The 17493-nt window shown below is 77.0% G+C and carries 13 protein-coding genes; 9 read left to right on the top strand and 4 right to left on the bottom strand.

What is annotated here, in order from left to right; all coding sequences use genetic code 11:
• The first annotated feature begins 166 nt into the window (after window positions 1-166).
• The 5 genes from AQJ30_RS09305 to AQJ30_RS09285 are packed head-to-tail and all read left to right on the top strand — an operon-like array spanning window position 167 to window position 5841.
• Entirely contained in the window at window positions 167-1498 is a 1332-nt protein-coding gene (locus tag AQJ30_RS09305) for an MAB_1171c family putative transporter (RefSeq protein ID WP_245726867.1), read from the top strand.
• Window positions 1491-2009, top strand: a complete 519-nt coding sequence (locus AQJ30_RS09300; RefSeq protein ID WP_245726866.1) for a toxin — start codon at window positions 1491-1493, stop codon at window positions 2007-2009. Before AQJ30_RS09305 ends, AQJ30_RS09300 begins: the two co-directional genes overlap by 8 nt.
• Window positions 2006-3202, top strand: a complete 1197-nt coding sequence (locus AQJ30_RS09295; protein WP_067231147.1) for an MAB_1171c family putative transporter — start codon at window positions 2006-2008, stop codon at window positions 3200-3202. Before AQJ30_RS09300 ends, AQJ30_RS09295 begins: the two co-directional genes overlap by 4 nt.
• Before the next feature lie 13 nt (window positions 3203-3215).
• Window positions 3216-4391, top strand: a complete 1176-nt coding sequence (locus AQJ30_RS09290) for an MAB_1171c family putative transporter (RefSeq protein ID WP_067231145.1) — start codon at window positions 3216-3218, stop codon at window positions 4389-4391.
• Between the two features lie 22 nt (window positions 4392-4413).
• Window positions 4414-5841, top strand: a complete 1428-nt coding sequence (locus tag AQJ30_RS09285) for an NAD(P)/FAD-dependent oxidoreductase (protein ID WP_067231143.1) — start codon at window positions 4414-4416, stop codon at window positions 5839-5841.
• A gap of 25 nt (window positions 5842-5866) precedes the next feature.
• Here the strand turns inward: AQJ30_RS09285 and AQJ30_RS09280 are convergent, their stop codons facing one another.
• Both AQJ30_RS09280 and AQJ30_RS09275 read right to left on the bottom strand, forming a co-directional pair.
• Window positions 5867-6733 carry an SMP-30/gluconolactonase/LRE family protein gene (locus AQJ30_RS09280; RefSeq protein ID WP_067231140.1) on the bottom strand — a complete coding sequence of 289 codons (867 nt, stop codon included), beginning with the start codon at window positions 6731-6733 and terminating at the stop codon, window positions 5867-5869.
• A complete protein-coding gene (locus AQJ30_RS09275) occupies window positions 6730-7503 on the bottom strand; it encodes an IclR family transcriptional regulator (protein ID WP_067231139.1) in 774 nt (257 codons plus the stop codon). Before AQJ30_RS09275 ends, AQJ30_RS09280 begins: the two co-directional genes overlap by 4 nt.
• Before the next feature lie 124 nt (window positions 7504-7627).
• Between AQJ30_RS09275 and AQJ30_RS09270 the strand changes: the two genes are divergently transcribed.
• Window positions 7628-8251 (top strand): hypothetical protein, encoded by a 624-nt coding sequence (locus tag AQJ30_RS09270; protein ID WP_067231136.1) that lies wholly within the window; start codon window positions 7628-7630, stop codon window positions 8249-8251.
• Between the two features lie 159 nt (window positions 8252-8410).
• On the opposite strand, the gene AQJ30_RS09265 is transcribed toward AQJ30_RS09270, so the two are convergent.
• Window positions 8411-9286: an ATP-grasp domain-containing protein gene (locus tag AQJ30_RS09265; RefSeq protein ID WP_067231133.1), complete on the bottom strand. Its 876-nt coding sequence runs from the start codon at window positions 9284-9286 to the stop codon at window positions 8411-8413.
• A 190-nt stretch (window positions 9287-9476) separates the two neighbouring features.
• Here AQJ30_RS09265 and AQJ30_RS09260 point away from each other — a divergent pair, with 190 nt between their 5' ends.
• From AQJ30_RS09260 to AQJ30_RS09250, 3 genes are all read left to right on the top strand, one after another.
• Entirely contained in the window at window positions 9477-10547 is a 1071-nt protein-coding gene (locus AQJ30_RS09260; protein WP_067231131.1) for a MerR family transcriptional regulator, read from the top strand.
• A 153-nt stretch (window positions 10548-10700) separates the two neighbouring features.
• The gene (locus AQJ30_RS09255) at window positions 10701-12155 is read left to right on the top strand and encodes an acyl-CoA synthetase (protein WP_067231129.1); all 1455 of its coding nucleotides are present in this window, start codon (window positions 10701-10703) and stop codon (window positions 12153-12155) included.
• Window positions 12152-13516, top strand: a complete 1365-nt coding sequence (locus tag AQJ30_RS09250) for a carboxyl transferase domain-containing protein (RefSeq protein WP_067231126.1) — start codon at window positions 12152-12154, stop codon at window positions 13514-13516. The genes AQJ30_RS09255 and AQJ30_RS09250 overlap by 4 nt, the downstream gene beginning before the upstream one ends.
• A gap of 178 nt (window positions 13517-13694) precedes the next feature.
• Here AQJ30_RS09250 and AQJ30_RS09245 read toward each other — a convergent pair whose 3' ends face one another.
• Entirely contained in the window at window positions 13695-17381 is a 3687-nt protein-coding gene (locus AQJ30_RS09245) for a S8 family serine peptidase (protein WP_067232575.1), read from the bottom strand.
• Between the last annotated feature and the right edge of the window lie 112 nt (window positions 17382-17493).

Below are 17493 nucleotides of genomic sequence, written 5' to 3'. Positions count from 1 at the left end.
CGGGAAGGTAGATTCGTGACGCGTGGGCGTCAATGGTTCCGGCGGGACTCACGGAAGCGTCCCGGAAGCACTCGCCGTCGTCGCCTTCTGCGAACTCGCCTGACGTGGACACCTCCGGACGCGTAACCTCGGACGAGCTGCCAGGGCCGGCGGACGGAGGGGCCCGATGATGTACGTCCTCCCGACCGCGGTCCTTCTCGCGGCGCTCGTCATCAAGCTGCCCACGATCGTCCGGCTGTGGCAGGACCCGCTGCTGCGGGCCGTCGGCGGGCTGCTGCTCCTCGCCTGCGCGGTCTTCGTCTTCGTCACCCCGGCCACCATCCGCTGGACCAACCGCGTCACCGGTGTGCCCAACTTCTCGGCGCCGCTGGTGTATTCGCTGCTCACCGCGTTCAGCGGCTCGGGCCTGCTGCTCATCCTCGCCTGGCGGGACGGCCTGGCGGGACGCTCGGCCGCCACCCGCCGCGCCATGCGCCGGGTCGTGTGCGGCTACGCGGCCGTCGTCGTCGCCCTGTGGGTGCTCTTCGCCCTCGCCGACGCCCCCGTGGAGCGCGTGCGCGACCTCGACACCTACTACGCCACCACGCCGTTCCTGCGCGAGGAGATCCTGCTCTACCTGCTCGCGCACACCGTCGCCGTGCTCGTCACCGGCCGGCTGGTGTGGAACTGGGTCCGCGCCGACGGCCTCGACGCCTGGCTGCGCTGGGGGCTCACCTCGCTCGGCGCCGGGTACGCGCTCAACCTGTGCTTCGACGCCTGCAAGTTCACCGCCGTGGGCGCCCGATTGACCGGCCACGACCTGGACTGGCTCAGCACCCGTGCGGCCCCGCCCGCCGCCTGCCTGTCCGCCGTGCTCATCGCCGTCGGCTTCATCCTGCCGCACGCCGGCCAGTACCTGCACGAGCGGTGGCTGCTGCGCCGCGCCCACCGGCACCTGCGGCCCCTGTACGCCCTGATGCGGTCCGCGGGCGGGGGGCGCGCGCCGCTGCTGCTGCGGGCGTCCGCCGAACTGCGGCTGACCCGCCGGGAGACGTACATCCGCGACGCGCTGCTGCCGCTGGCCCGGCGCCTCGACGAGGAGTTGCACGCCCGCGCCCACGACGCGGCCCTCGCGCTCGGCCATCCCCCGTCCCGCGCCCGGGCGTTGGCCGCCGCGGTGGCCGTCCTGGACGCGGTCGCCGCCGGGGACCGCAGGCCCGCGCACGGCACCGGCGCGGACCGCGACACCACCGCCCTGCTGCGGGAGATCGGCCCGATCTCCCGGGCCCTGCGCGACACCGACGCGCTCGCGGCGGTCCGGGCCCGGGCGACCGGGGGCGAGGGCACGGGTCGCCGGGGCGGGCGGAGGACACGGGCCCTGGAGGGGCTCCGGCGCAGGGGATCCGGGCGGCCGGCACCCGAACGCACCAGGGGTGGCCGCCCGGTGCACGAGGGGTCCGCCCGGGAACGGTCGGGGCACGAGCGATCGGGGCGTGAGTACCATGCGAACGGTGCGTAGGAAGAGGGAGATGCGACGGCTGGCGGACATCCTCGTCGAGCCGTTGCGGGGGCCGGTCCCCGACGATCCCGAGGCCCTGTTCGACGCGCTCGTGGCCTCCGTGAGCCGGTGGCGCGGGCGCCCCGTCGTCGTGCGCCGCGAGGTGTTCCCGCCGCACACCGCCAGCGGCCTGTGGCTGGAGGGCGACGACCACGACGTGGTCGTCGTCGACCGCCGCGCCGCCGCCTGGCACCAGGTCGTCATCTTCTGCCACGAGGTCTGGCACATGCACCGGCGGGAGTCGGCCGCCCCCGCGCCGGCACCCGGTCGGCTGGTGCCCGCCGCCGCGCGCACCGACTTCGACCTCGCCGAGGAGCAGGAGGCGGACCGCTTCGGCATGCTGATGGGCCAGCGGCTGCGCGACTGGCTCGACGCACCGCCCGAACCCGGCCCCGACGGACCCGGCGACGGCGAAGCGGACCTCGCCCGCCGCATCGGCGCGGCCCTCAACTACCGCGGGACACGCAGATGAACGGCCTGATCAACTACCTCAGTTGCGGACTGCTCTGGCTCGGCCTGATCGTGCGGGCCCCCGACCTGGTGCGCCACCGGCACGACCCCTACCTGCGGGCCATCTGCGCCGTCCTGGGCCTGGCCGGCGCGTGCTTCTTCCTCGGCGCCCCGCCGACCGTCGGCGCGGTCAACCACCTCAGCGGCACGCCCAACCTGGCCGCGCCCCTGACGTACGCGTCGATCACCGCGTACAGCGCGGCCTCCCAGGTGCTCATCGTCTACTGGCGCGGCGGCCCCCACGTGCACCGGGTCACCCGGCGCTGGATCGTCACCTACGCGTTCGTGCTGCTGGGCATCGCCGTGACGTTCGGGCTGGGCGACGCGCCCGTGGAACGGCGCACCGACTTCGACACCTACTACGCGACCACGCCGTTCGTCGCCGAGATGATCGTGCTGTACCTGGTCGGGCACCTCGCGGCGGTCGCCGTCACCACCGTCTCCGCGCTGCGCTGGGCCCGCCAGGTCGACGGCTGGCTGCGCGCGGGCCTGGTCACGCTCGGCGTCGGCACCCTGTGCAACGCCGGGTACAGCATCTCCAAGCTGGTCGCGGTGGTGGCCCGTTGGTGCGGACGGGACTGGTCGGCGCTCGGCACCACGATCTCGCCGGTGGCCGCGGGGCTGGGCGCGTTCGTCACGGTGACCGGTGTGCTGATCCCGCTCGCCGGGCCCCGGGCCGCCGCGTGCCTGCGCGCCCTGCGGACGTACGGCCGCCTGGAGCCCCTGGAGCGCGAACTGGACGAGCTGCTCACCCGGCGCGCGCTGCGGCTGCCCCGGCCGCGCTGGGCGTCGCCGGGCACCCGGCTGGTGTGGCGCCAGACCAGCATCCACAACGCGCTCGGCCACCTCGACGCCCTCTTTGACCGGACCCTGTACGACCGGACGCACGAGGCCGTGCTGCGCGACACCGGTGACCCGGCGCGGGCCGAGGCGACGGCCTGGGCGGCGGTCGTGGCGGCCGCCGTGCGCGAGGAGCGGGAACGGGCCGGCGGACCGGAACGCCCGGTGCCCGTCCCCGACGTCAGCGACCTGCTCCAGGACCGCACGCCCGACCCGGCCCTCCTGGTCCGCGTCGCCGCCGCCCTCACCACCTCCCCGTACGTCACCGCCGCCCGGCTGGCCCCGCGGGGCACGGCGGCGTCGGGCACGGCGTGAGCGGGGGCGCGTGATGAGTCTCGTCGTCTACCTCGCGGCCCTGGTGCTGGCGCTCGCCTGGCTGCTGCTGTTCCGCCGGCCCGGCCCCGGGCGGCGCGACCCGCTGGCCATGTCGACCTGCGCGGCCGTCGCGCTCGGCGCGCTGGTCTTCGCGTGCGCCGCCCCGCCCACGCTGTCCGCCGTCAACCGCCTCACCGGCGTCCCCAACTTCGGCGCCCCGCTGACGTACGGCGTGATGTCGGCGTACAGCTGCTCGCTGGTCATCCTGCTCATCAACTGGCGCGGCGGCTCCCGCGAGGTGGTCCGGCGGCGGGTGGGGCGGGCCGTCGCCGCCTACGCGGCGCTGATCGTCGCCATCGTCGTGCTGTTCGCGCTCGCCGACGCGGACACCGAGCGGCTGACCGACCTCGACACCTACTACGCCGACACGCCCGGCATGCGCGAGATGATCGTGCTGTACCTGCTCGGGCACAGCGCCGCCACGCTGGTGATGAGCGTGATGTGCCGCCGGTGGGCCCGCGAGGTCACCGGGCTGCTGCGCACCGGGCTGCGGCTCATCATGGCCGGCGTGCTGCTGGACGTGGTGGGCTTCCAGCTCACCAAGTACACGGCGGTGGCGGCCCGGTGGACCGGCCACGACCTCGACGTGCTGTCGACGGTCGTCGCGCCTCCGCTGGCCTCGCTCGCCGCGCTGCTGTGCGCCGCGGGCTACGTCCTGCCCCGGCTGGCGCCCCTGGTCGCCGCCCACTGGCACAGCATCGGCGACTACCGCGTGCTGGGCGTGCTGTGGGACGGCGTGCGGTTCGCCTCGACCGCGCCGAGGCAGCCGCGCACCTGGTGGCGGCCGCCCCGGGCACGGCTGCACTGGCGCGAGGTGTCCATCCACGACGCCCTGCTGGCGCTCGCGCCGTACTTCGACGACGGGGTGCGCGAACGCGCCCTGGCCGCCGCGCTGGAGGAGGGCCGGGACGCCCACGGCGCCCGGGTCGCCGCCGAGGCCGCGATGGTCGCCGACGCGGCGCGGCGGGCCGCCGCCGGGGCCGTGCCGACGGACCCGCCCAGCGGGTACCGGCTGTACGCCACGGAGGTGTCCGGCACCAGTGGACTCGTCGACCTGGCACGGGAGTTCGCCCGATCTCCCCTCGTCACGGGCGCTTGTGAAGGTACGGTGAGGGCCACCCCCCGCTGACCCGCCGACACCGAGGAGTCCCATGCCCCGCAGAGCTGTCGTCATCGGTGCCGGGCTGGCCGGCATGCTGGCCGCCGCCGCGCTGGCCGGAGCGGCGGACGAGGTGGTCGTGCTGGACGGCGACGCGCTGCCCGACGGCCCGGAACACCGCAAGGGACTCCCCCAGGGCCGGCACGCGCACATCCTCATGGCCGGGGGCCTCGCCGCGATGGAGGAGCTGGTGCCGGGGGCGGGCGTGCGCAAGCGGCTGCTGGCGGCCGGCGCCCATGAACTCTCCCTCGGCCGGGACATGGTGGTGCTCACGCCGGAGGGCTGGTTCCGCCGCTGGCGCGACGAGGGGCCCGCCCTGCTCGCGTGCACCCGCGCACTGCTCGACTGGACGGTGCGGGACGCCGTGGTGACCCAGGCGCCGGTCCGGGTGGAGGTGCGGCCCGGCACCCGGGTGACGGGGCTGCTCGGCGGGGCGGGCCGGGTGACGGGGGTGCGCTTCCACGACGGCCGGGAGGGCGGCGACGGCGGGAACGGCGACGGCGGCGAGGACCGGGAGCTGACCGCGGACCTCGTGGTCGACGCGAGCGGCCGGGGGTCGCGGGTGACGCACTGGCTGGCCGCCCTCGGGGTGACCGGCGTCCGCGAACGCACCGTGGACACCGGGCTGGTGAACGCCACGCGCCTGTACCGGGCGCCGGAGGGGGCCGGGCGGTTCCCGGTGACGATGGTGCAGGCCGACCCGTACGTCGGGCGGCCCGGGCGCAGCGGGATGATCCTGCCGGTCGAGGACGGGCGGTGGATGGTGAGCCTGGCCGGGACGCGCGGCGCGGAGCCGCCGGCCGACGCGGACGGGTTCCTGCGCTACGCCATGGAGCTGGCCGACCCGCTCGTCGGGCGGTTCATCGCGCGGGCCGAGCCGCTGACGGACGTGCGGATCAGCCGCAGCACCCACAACCACCGGCGGTACCTGGAGAAGGTGCGGGACTGGCCCGAGGGCCTGGTGGTGCTGGGCGACGCGCTGGCGACGTTCAACCCGGCGTACGGACAGGGGATGTCGGTGGCGGCGCTCGGGGCGCGGCTGCTGGCTCAGGAGGTACGGCGGGCCGGCGACGGGCCGGGCTCCGCCGGGCTCGCGGCGCGGGTGCAGCGCGGGGTGGTGCCGTGGGTGGACGCGGCGTGGCGGGCGGCGGTGGGGCAGGACGTGTGGTACCCGCAGACCCGCGGGGCGCGGCCGACGCCGGCGGACCGGCTGGTCACGGGGTACTCGCGCCGTCTGACGAGGGCGGCGACCGGGGCCCACGGGGCGGCGGCCGCGCTGTGGGAGGTGACCAGCCTGCTGGCCCCGCCGGCCCGGCTGTTCGCGCCCGGCACACTGCTGTCCGTCGCCCTGGGGCCCCTGCTGCCGCCGCAGGCCGGGGCCCCGCTGACGGCGGCCGAGCGGTCGCTGCTGGCCCCCTGAGCCCAGGGGGCCGGCGGCGGCTCCCTCACCCGGCGAACGCCGTCGGCACCTGGCCCTTGCCCGCCCCGGGCACCACCAGCAGCGAGCCCGCCAAGGGGTGCGGGTCGGCCAGGCCCACCCGGGCCGTCGTGACGTACAGGTCCGTCAGGTCCGGGCCGCCGAAGGCGCACGCCGTCACCCGTGGGGTGGGCAGCTCGACCACCTGGTCCAGCTCACCGGCCGGGGTGTAGCGGCGCACCGCGCCCCCGTCCCACAGGGCCACCCAGACGCAGCCGTCGGCGTCCACCGTGAGCCCGTCCGGGAAGCCGGCGCCGTCCTCGATCTCCACCAGGGGCCGCCGGCCGCTCACCCGGCCACCACCGTCGGCGTCGGCCTCGTAGGTGAGGACGTCCACCCGTCGGGTGGGCGAGTCGATGTAGTACATCAGCCGCCCGTCCGGGCTCCACCCGGTGCCGTTGCTCACCGCCACGTCGTCGAGGACGGTCCGTACGGAGCCGTCCCCGGTGAACCGGGACAGCGAACCCCCGCCCGGCGCCTCGTCGTAGCGCATGGTGCCCGCCCAGAGCGAGCCGTCGGGCGCGACCGCGGCGTCGTTGGCCCGGCGCCCCGGCACCGGCTCGTGGTGCAGCCAGCGGAACGTCCCGTCGGGGTCCAGCAGGCCCACGCCGTCACGGAGGTTGAGCACCAGGCCGCCGCCCGCCCGCGGCTTGACCGCGCCCACGTGCTGGCCGGTGACCCGCACGCCGCGCCGCCCCGTGGCGGGGTCGAAGGTGTGGACGCGTGAGCCGAGGATGTCCAGCCACAGCAGCCGCCCCGTGGCCGGGTCCCACGTCGGACCCTCCCCGAGCGCCGCCCACGCCCGTACGGCGACCTCGTACCGCGGCGGCGTCACGCCACGCTCCGGTAGCCGAGCCGCTCGGACAGCTCGGCGGCGCCCTTGGCCGCGAGCTGCTCCAGCTCGCCGAGGCGGTCGTCGCTCCACCGGATCATCGGCACCGAGATCGACAGCGCGGCGACCACCTGCCCGGTGCGGTCCCGCACCGGCGCGGCGACACAGCTCACGTCCGGGTTGGATTCGCGGCTCTCCACGGCGATCCCGCGCTGCCGGATCCCGGCCAGGGTCTCCCGCAGCGCGCCCGGGTCGGTGATGCTGTTGGGAGTCATGGCGGCGAGCGCGGCGTCGTCGGGGATCCGCGCGGCGAGCTCCGGCTCGGGGAGGGAGGCGAGGAGCATCTTGCCGACGGAGGTGCAGTGCGCGGGGAGCCGGCGGCCGGCCGCCGACACCATCCGCACGGCGTGCGTGGAGTCGACCTTGGCGATGTAGATGACGTCGGTGCCCTCCAGGATCGCCACGTGCACCGTCTCGTCGCAGGTCTCGGCGACCGAACGGGCCACCTGCTGGCCCTCGGCGGCGAGGTCGAGCTGCTCGGCGTACCGGCTGCCGAGCTGGTACGGGCGCACGCCGAGCCGGTAGCGTCCCGGCTGGCCGGGCACCTGGACGATGTAGGACCGGGCGGCGAGCGTGGTGACGAGTTCGTGCACGGTGGTGCGCGGCAGCTGGAGCCTGCGCACGATGTCGGGGGCGGAGAGCGTCCCGTCCCCGTCGAGGAACAGCTCCAGGATGTCCAGAGCCCGGGTCACGGCAGGTACGAGGCGTCCCACGGCCGGCCCCCTCCCTTGTGGTCGACGACGACTGCGTTCGAGATTTCAACTGACGATCGGGATGACGAACACAGGCTAGTCACAAGGGGTCGGAGCGGGCAATGGTCGTGAAGGGTGGGCCACGATGGGGGACATGCCGCCCGAGAAGCGCCCTGCCGGCCCGTTCACGCCCCTGCACTTCCAGCTGGTGCTGCTGCGCCGCATGGCCGACCACAACCCGGACCTGGTGGAGGACGCCCGCCGCGAGCTGGGCGTGACGCTCGCCGAGATGCGCGAGGCCAACAAACGGTGGCAGGCGATGCTCCGCTCCCCCCGTCCCCGCCCCGCAGCGTCGCGGTACCGCTCGGTCCTCGGGACCCCGGAGTCGACGCGGGCCCGTCGCGTCGGCGACCTGGACTGCGAGGCGTGGCAGTGGCCCCTCCCCCTCTGGCCCGACCTGCGCTTCGAGGTGCTGGTCGGCGACCGGGGCGCGGTCTGGACCGAGTGGCTGGTCCGCGCGCCCGGCGCACCGGCGCCCGCCCTGCGCAGTCTCGACGACCTCACGCCCTGGTCCTGCACCCTCGACGAGGCCGCCCGCGCCTTCGCCCCGGCCCGCCCCCTGCAGGGCACCGCCCCCACCCGCTGGGGCCTCGCCTTCACCGCGCCGGACGGCGGGGGCGTGCCCCGGGCGGTGACCGCGGAGTTCACCTGGGGCCTCCTCCAGCGCACGGCGACGACCGGCACACCGGACCAGGCGCCCTCCGCCTGACGCCTCCCCGCGCCCGCCTCACGTCCCCCGGGCGTCCGCCCCACGTCCCCCCGGGCGTCCGCCTCACCTCTCCCCCCGCCTCCGCCTCGCGTCCGCCCCAGGCGCCGGCGACCGGCACACCGGCGCGGGCCCCCGCCCGGCGTCTCCCCCGCGTCCGCCTCAGGCGCCGCCCGCCGCCGCCAGGACCGCCTCGACCACTCGCGGCAGCGAGCCCGGGTGCAGCCACAGGAACAGGTTCGGCTCGACCAGTTCCAGCTCCATCAGGCGGGGCGTGCCGTCGTCGCCGTCGACCAGGTCCACCCGGGCGTACAGCAGGCCGGAGGAGTCGGGCACGGCGGCCAGGGCCCGTTCCGCCACGGCGAGTTCGGCGGGCGTCGGCTCCCAGGGCTCCAGGTCGGGGTGGGCCACCTTGTCGGCGTCGTAGGGGGTGCCGGGGGCGAGGACGGCGCCCTTGCGGCTGGCGTGCAGCAGCCGGCCGCCGAAGAACTGCAGGGCCCGCTCGCCGCCCGTCTCGATGCCCCGGACGTACGGCTGGAGCATCGCCGTGAAGCCCTCGGCGTGCAGGTGCTCCAGGTGCCGTACGGCCGTGGCGTGGTCGCCGGGCGTGTAGCGGGCGGCGAAGCGGGCGCCCGCGCCGGAGGTGGGCTTGATCACGTAGTCGTGGCCGTCGGGCAGGTCGGCCGGGTCGCCGGGGGCGAGGTAGCGGGTGGGGACGGTGGGGACACCGGCCCCGGCCAGCTCGCCGAGGTAGCGCTTGTCGGTGTTCCAGCGCACCACGCGCAGCGGGTTTACCAGCCGGGTCAGCCCGGCGCAGCGCTCCAGCCAGGCCGAGAACTCCGCGGCCCGCCAGCTGTAGTCCCAGGTGGAGCGCAGGACGGCGAGGTCGAAGCCGGCCCAGTCGGCGTCCGGGTCGTCCCAGGCGACGGCGCGCGCGTCGGCGCCGGCCGCGGTCAACGCGTCGACCAGGACGGGCAGGTCGGTGTCCCTGCTGGGCACCGGCCCGGGGTCGTAGGTGACGAGCGCGATACGGGGCACGGCGGGGACCTCCTCGGACGGCTGTGCGACAGCCGCAGGCTAACCGGCGCGCCGGGAACCGGGACGGCCGCCTTGACCTTCCCCTTCGGTGAAGCCCCAGCATCGACGACAGGCCGGCGGGGGGAGACCCGGACGCCGGCGGAACGACCACGTCCACGGACGCGCACTCAGGAACGGGGGTGGGCCGGGCATGACGACCCTGCTCACGATCGGGGCCTTCGCGAAGGCCACCCGGCTCTCGCCGAAGGCCCTGCGCCTCTACGACGAGCTGGACCTGCTGCGGCCGGCCCGGGTCGACCCGGACACCGGCTACCGCTACTACGCGGCCGACCAGCTCGACCGCGCCCGGCTGGTGGCGTGGCTGCGCCGGCTCGGCATGCCGCTGGCCCGGATCCGGGGGGTGTGCGCGCTCGACGCGGCCTCCGCCGCCCGGGAGGTCCGCGCGTACTGGGCGCGGGTCGAGGCCGAGACGGCCGTGCGCCGGGACCTGGCCGCCTTCCTCGTCGACCACCTGTCGGCACCACCGTCCACCGAGGAGGACACCGTCATGCTGGAACTCCGTTACGCCGCCCACTCCGACCGGGGCCTGGTACGGCCCGCCAACCAGGACACCGCCTACGCCGGGGCCCGGCTGCTGGCCGTCGCCGACGGCTTCGGGCCCCGGGGCGGCCCCGCGAGCACCGCCGCCGTGGAGGCGCTGAAGGTGCTGGACTCCGAGGAGGTGACCGCGGGGAACGTGCTGGGCCTGCTGGAGGACGCGGTGCGCGGCGCGGGCGAGGCCGTGCGCGGCGTGGCCGGGGACTCCGACGAGGTCGGCACCACGCTCACCGCCCTGCTGTGGACGGGCTCCCGGCTGGCCCTGGCCCACATCGGGGACACGCGCGCGTACGTGCGGCGCGCGGGGGGCCTGTTCCGCATCACGAACGACCACACGGTGGTGCAGTCGCTGCTGGACGAGGGGCGCCTGACCCCGGAGGAGGCCGGTGTGCACCCGCAGCGCGCCCTGCTGCTGAAGGCCCTCTCGAGGACCGGCGCGCCCGCCCCCGACGTCCGGCTGCACGACGCCGTGGCGGGCGACCGCTTCCTGCTCTGCTCGGACGGCCTGTCGGGCGTGGTCCCGGACGCGGAGGTCGACCGGCTGCTGGTCGCGGCCGACGACCCCGGGACGGCCGTACGGTCGCTGGTCGGGGCGGCCCGGGACGCCGGGGCGCCGGACAACGTCACCTGCGTGGTGGCGGACGTGGTGGACCCGGCGGCGTGAGCGCGCCGGACGCGGGGGCCGGGCCGCACGCGGGAGGCCGGGCGCCCGACGGGGCGCGAACGTGACGGGAGTCAAACGGCGCGGCGGTCCGACGGGCCCCGCGGTGGGGTAGGAACGGGGTGTCGTTGGCGTCCGGCGCTAGGAGTGTCCCGCGTGTCCTCTCTCTTCCCCGCCCTGACCGGTGCACCGGGTGACCGGGTCGCCCTGCGGTTCGGCGAGCGGTCCCTGACGTATGCGGAACTCGCGGCGGCGGCCGGCGCCGTGGGCGGACGGATCGGCGGGGCCCGGCGGGTCGCCGTGTGGGCCACTCCGTCGGTGGAGACCGCCGTCGCCGTGGTCGGGGTGCTGCTCGCCGGGGCCGCCGCCGTGCCGCTCAACCCGAAGTCCGGCGAGAAGGAGCTCGGGCACATCGTGTCCGACAGCGCGCCGGGCCTGGTGCTGGCGGCGGCCGGGGACCGGTTGCCCGGTGCGCTGGCCGGACTCGAACGCCTCGACGTGGACCCGGCGGCCCGGGGTCCGGTGCCGGGCGCCCCGGACGGCTCCGGGGCGGGCGACGAGGACCCCGCGCTGGTCGTGTACACCTCCGGGACCACCGGGCCGCCCAAGGGGGCCGTGCTGCCGCGCCGGGCCCTCGCCCACACCCTGGACGCCCTGGCCGACGCCTGGCAGTGGACGGGGTCGGACGTGCTGGTGCACGGGCTGCCGCTGTTCCACGTGCACGGGCTGGTGCTCGGCGTGCTGGGCCCGCTGCGGCGCGGCGGCTCCGTGCGGCACCTCGGCCGGTTCTCCCCCGAAGGCGTGGCCCGGGAGCTCGGCGACGGCGCGACCATGCTGTTCGGCGTGCCGACGATGTACCACCGCCTGGCCGAGGCCCTGCCGGGCGACCCCGCCCTGGCCGGGGCCCTGGGCCGGGCGCGGCTGCTGGTGTCGGGGTCGGCCGCGCTGCCCGTGCACGACCACGAGCGGATCGCGGCCGCCACCGGACGGCGCGTCATCGAGCGGTACGGGATGACCGAGACGCTGATGAACACGGCCGTGCGGGCCGACGGCGAGGCGCGTCCGGGCACCGTCGGGCTGCCGCTGCCGGGCGTGGAGCTGCGGCTCGTGGAGGAGGACGGCTCACCGGTCGCCGCGTACGACGGGGAGAGCGTCGGGGAGATCCAGGTGCGCGGGCCGAACCTGTTCACCGAGTACCTCAACCGGCCCGAGGCGACCGCGGCCGCGTTCACCGCCGACGGCTGGTTCCGCACCGGGGACATGGCGGTGCGCGAGCCGGACGGCTCGGTGCGGATCGTCGGCCGCAAGGCCACCGACCTGATCAAGAGCGGCGGCTACAAGATCGGCGCCGGGGAGATCGAGAACGCGCTGCTGGAGCACCCCGGGGTCAAGGAGGCCGCCGTCACCGGGGAGCCGGACGCCGACCTGGGCGAGCGGATCGTCGCCTGGATCGTCCCGGCCGACCCCCAGGACCCGCCCGGCGCCGACGCGCTGGCCGACCACGTGGCCGCCCGCCTGGCCCCGCACAAGCGTCCCCGCACCGTCCGCTACCTCGACGCCCTGCCCCGCAACGACATGGGCAAGATCATGAAGCGGGCCCTGACCGCGTGACCGCCGCCCGCCCCGCCGCCCGGGAACTCCTCGCCCTCGTCACCGACCCGTCGACCTTCACCGAACTGCCGTACCCGGAGCGCGAGTCGGCCCCCGACGGGCCCCTCGGCTGGCCCGGCTACGGCGCGGCGCGGGCCCGTGCCGCCGAACGCACCGGCGAGTCCGAGTCGGTCGTCTGCGGCACCGCGGAGATCGAGGGCACCCGGGCCGTGCTGATCGCCTTCGAGTTCGGCTTCCTCGGCGGCTCGCTCGGCCGACGCACCGGCGACCGGCTGGAGGCGGCCCACCGGCACGCCCGCGCCCACCGCCTCCCCGTCGTCCCGCTGGTCGCCACCGGCGGCAGCCGGATGCAGGAGGGGATGCTCGCGCTGACCCAGCTCCAGCGCGTGGCGCGGGAGTCGGCGCTCACCCGGGAGGCCGGGCTGGCGCAGGTCGCGGTGGTGCGGGACCCGACGACCGGCGGCGGCTGGGCCACGCTGGGCGCGGGCGCCGACGTGGTGCTCGCCCTGCCGGGCGCCCAGGTGGGCTTCGCGGGCTCGCGGGTGCGGCCGCCGGACGCCGACCCGGCCGCGTACACCGCCGAGGCGCAGGTCGCGGCGGGCTCGGCCGACGCGGTCGTACCGCCCGGGGAGCTGCGCCGCACGCTCGGCCTGTGGCTGCGGCTGCTGACCGGCCGGTCCGGGGCCCCGGCGCCGGTGCCCGCGCCGCTGGGCGCCACGGACCCGCCGGCCACCGGCTGGGAGGCCGTGCTGCGCGCCCGCGACCCCCGGCGCCCGCGCGCCGGACGCTACCTGGACGCCTACTTCACCCGGCGGGCCGCGATCGTCGGCGACCGCTGCGGCGGCACCGACCCCGAGGGCATCCTGTGCGGCTTCGGCGTCACCGCGCACGACGGGCGGACCGTCGCCTACGCCGCCCAGACCGGCGCGGCGACCCGTCCGGCCGGCTACCGCACCGCGACCCGGCTGATCCGCCTCGCCGACCGGCTGGGCATCCCGGTGCTGACCCTGGTGGACACCCCGGGCGCCGCGAACGACGCCGAGGCGGAGCGGCAGGGCGTGGGCGCGGCGATCGCGGAGCTGTTCGGCGCGGTGGCCGGCACCCGGATCCCGGTCACCACGCTGGTCGTCGGCGAGGGCGGCTCCGGCGGCGCCCTCGCCCTGGCCGCGCCCGGCCGCACCTGGGCCGCCCCGGACAGCTACTTCTCCGTCATCGCACCGGAGTCGGCCGCCGCCATCCTGAAGCGACCCGCCGACCAGGTCCCGGCGACGGCGGACCACCTGCGCCTGCGCCCGCAGGACCTGGTGGCGCTGGGCGTGGTCCGCGCGGGGGCGGACGACGGGGAGGCGCACCGGCCGTAGGGGCTGACGCCGGGATCGTCGCGGCATCTCGGCGGCCCTGCGACCGGTGACCGGTGACCGCCGGCCGTGACCGGCAGCCCGGGGCCCGGCGGCCCGGCGTGACAACAGGCCCGGCATCGCAGCAGCCCGGCCGCCCGGCGACCCCGCCGGCCGTGACCGGCGGGCGGACGCCCCCGGTTCACCGCACCCCGACCGCCCGCACCAGCGTCTGGGTCACGGACCCGCCCCGGTCGTCGTGGGCCGACGCCCGCAGGGACACGGACGCCGCGTCGCGCGGTACGGCGAGCGTCCCGCGCCAGGTGCCCGCGCCGCCGGTCAGCGGGACCGGCCGCCAGGTCGCCCCGTCGTCGTACGACACCGCGAGGGTGCCGCCGCCGAGGGTGCCGGTGCCGGCCGCGCCCACGACGTACCGCGCGCCGAGGCCGACCGGGACGCGGGTGCCGCCCCGGACGTCGCCGGCCAGGTCGGTGTCCACGGCGAAGGACAGGTTGACCAGCGGCAGGTACGTCCAGTGGTCCTCGGGTGTGGCGGAGGAGCGCACGGTCCACTCGGCGTGGCCCTCGGTCGCCCGGGACCAGCGGCCGGCGTCGAGCGCGGTGTCCGTGACGACGGTGTAGGTGTGGGCGTCGGCGGGCGCGTCCTGGACGGAGACGCCGCTGCCCCGGCGCCGGTCGACGAGGGCGCCATCGAGGAGGACCGAGGTGGTCTGCGTCATGCCGCTCTCCTCGCTCCACACGTCGCCGGACCCGGTGTGGTCGGGCCCGGAGTCGCCCCAGCCGGGCACGTTGAACTGCAGGGTGTTCCCGGCCCGCTGCTGGCCCCAGCCGAGCCCGGTGCCCAGCCACGGGTGCCACACCGGCCGGAACCAGTTCCGCACCGGGTGGCTGCCACCCCGGTAGGTGACCAGCCCGGACCGCTCCTCCAGGGCGCCGTCCGCCGCGGTGACCGACTCGTGCCAGAGCTGGCCGGGTCCGGTGGAGACGTGGTCGGTGCGCACGGCCGGGAGGCCGACCCGCTCCAGGAAGCCGATGCCGAGGGGGAAGGCGTCGGTCAGGGAGTAGCGGAACTCGCCGCCGCTCTTCGGGCCGGGCGCGTGGAACCGGACGTCCACGCGGGCGAGTTGGCGTGCGCCGGGCGCGTAGGTCAGGTCGCGGTCCGGGACGGCGCCGGGGTGGCCCTGCGACAGGTCGTACACCCAGGGCGTGTCGGGGGTGCCGGTCAGGTCGGCCGTGTGCCGGGCGCGCAGCCGCGCCGCGTCGGCCGTGTCGAGCGTGGCGACCGGGAACGGCCGGTCGCCCCCGTCGTCCGTGCCCCACCAGGCGGACAGCCGGCCGGGCACGTCGTCGGTGACGAACAGCGCGGCCACGCCCGCCTCCTGGGCCGCCTGCGCGAGGGCGAGGGGGTCGGCGCCGTCGGCGAGCCGCACCAGCACCGCCCTGCCCCCGGCTCCGGCGAGCGCCCCCGGGTCCGGGCCGGGCCACTCCCCCGCGTCGGCCAGCGGGAGGGTGCGGTGCCCGGCCGGCCGCGCCCCGCCCGGCTGGACGACCGCCTCCCGGACGCCGGACACCCGCAGCGCGGGCGCGCCCAGCCGCCACACCGTGCGGTACTCGAAGCGGCCCCGGGTGACCCGGTCGGTGGGGGCGGCGAAGACGCTGTCGTACGTCACCGGCACCTGGACGGCGCCGAACAGGTCGGTGCCGTTCGCGCTGCGGTCGTACTCCATGAGGAGCTGCCGGGTCTCGGTGCGCCGGCCGACGTCGGCCCGCACCTCGCGCAACCGGCGCCCGTCCAGGGTGACCTCGCGGTCCCGGTCGAGGACGACCTCGGGCGCGGCGAGGAAGCCGAGGCCGAGGGAGTCGGCGCCGTGGCTGCCGCGCACGTCGAGGAACGAGGCCAGGCTGTACGTGCCCGGCGGCAGCCGCAGCGCGAGGGTGCCGGTGTCACCGACGTGCTGGGGGGTGGCGTCCGCGCCCGGCGCGAGCAACTGGACGGCGAGGTCGGCGGCCGCGGGGGCGCCGTCGCGGTCGGTGACGTGCACGGTGAGCGTGTACCGCTCGTCCTCCTTGACCAGGCCGAAGGCGGTGTGGGCGAGGGGGGTGCCGGCCGCGTCCACGGCCTCGACGCGCCCGCTGGTGAGGCCGGCCGGGGCGCGGGTGGCGTCGCCGGTGACGGTCGTGGACGCGGTGCCGTGGGCGGGCACGGTGAGCGTGGTGTCGGCGAGCGTGACGACACCGTCCGGGGCGCCGGTGGCCGACAGCCGCACCACGGTGTCCGTGCCGGAGGAGTTGGCGTAGGTGAGGGTCCGGGTGACCGGCCGGTCGGTGGCGGGGGGCCAGCGGTGGAAGCCGAGGTCGGCGCTGCCGGTGGCGGTGACGCGGGCGCGGATCGCGTCCGGCACGCTCACCCGGCCGGCGCCCACCGTGTAGGCCGGGGCGTCCAGCCGCGCGGACGTCGACATCAGGGCGTCCTTGAGGCGGGCGCCGGTCCACTCGGGGTGCTGCTCGGCGAGGAGCGCGGCCACGCCCGCGACGTGCGGGGTCGCCATCGACGTACCGCTCAGGGTGGTGTAGGGGCCGCTGCCGTCGGTGAGGTGGGAGCGGGCGGCGAGGATGTCGACGCCCGGGGCGGACAGGTCCGGCTTGAGGGCGTTGTCGCCGTGGCGGGGGCCGGCGCTGGTGAAGGACGCGGGCCGGTCGGCGGGGTCGACGGCGCCGACCGTGAGGGCCGCGTCGGCGGCGCCGGGCGAGCCGATGGAGGACGGTGTGCCGGTGTTGCCGGCGGCGACGACGAACAGCGCGCCGGTCTCGGCGGACAGCGCGTCCACCGCGCGGGCCATCGGGTCGGTGCCGTCGCTGGGTTCGGTGGTGCCGAGGCTCAGGGAGATCACGTCGGCGCGCACCTCGCGGGCCGCCCACTCCATGCCCGCGATGATCTGCGACTCGCTGCCGGAGCCCTGGTCGCCGAGCACCTTGCCGACGGCGAGGGTGGCGCCGGGCGCGACGCCCTTCTCCCGGCCGTCGGAGGCGGCCCCGCTGCCGCCGACCGTCGAGGTGACGTGCGTGCCGTGGCCGTTGCGGTCGGCGACCCCCTCCCCCTCCTCCCCCTCGACGAAGCTGCGGCTCACCGCCACCCGGTCCGCCAGGTCGGGGTGGTCCGCGTCCACGCCGGTGTCGAGGACGGCGACGGTGACGCCCTTGCCGGTCAGCCCCGCCTCCCAGGCCGCGGGCGTCCCGATGCGGGCGTTGCTTTCGGCCATGTCGGCGGTGACGCGCCCGTCCAGCCAGACCGCGCCGATGCCGCTGCCGTGCCGGGTGAACCCGTCCCACAACTCCCGCCCCTTGGCCGCCTCGACGGCGATCCCGTGGATGCTCGGCAGGGCTCGGGTGCGCTCGGCCGACCGCGGGGTGACGGCCCGCGCGCCCGGGGCACGGGTGAGGATCAGCGGCAGCTCGCCGGTGGCGGAGTCGCCGAGTCCCTGGCGCAGCAGCGCGCTGACGTCGAACAGCCGCCGGTCGAGCGTCCCGGCCCGCAGGTACGGCCGGGCCTCGTCCGGTACGACGGTGATCTCGCCGTCGTCCGACTGGGTGCGCACGGCCCCGGCGGCACCCCGGGGGCGCTCCACGGTGACCGTCCGGTGCCCGCCCGCGAGGCCGGTGACGGTGACCCGGTCCCCGGTGACCAGGGTGACGGTGCGGGCGGCACCGGCGGCCGGCGGGGACGGGGCGTCCGCGGCCCGGGCGGGGCCGGCGGCCCGCGGGGAGGGCGTGTCCGCGGCCCGCGCGGGGCCGGCCACCGGGAGCACCCCGGCCACCAGTCCGGCCGACAGGACGGTGACCGCCGCGCGCCTGACGGATCGTCTGCTGATCCCGCTCATCCCGCTCCTCCACGCCTTGTCCACCGCAGTGCGTCGTGCGTGCCCGACGAGTGTCACGGGCCCCGCGCGGCCCGGGAGTTGGCGGGACGCGGCGAGAAGGCGA

Source organism: Streptomyces longwoodensis, from assembly GCF_001514125.1.
Classification (GTDB): Bacteria; Actinomycetota; Actinomycetes; order Streptomycetales; family Streptomycetaceae; genus Streptomyces; species Streptomyces longwoodensis.
Note: the sequence above shows the minus strand (reverse complement) of the source record. Positions and strands in the feature narration are given on the sequence as shown.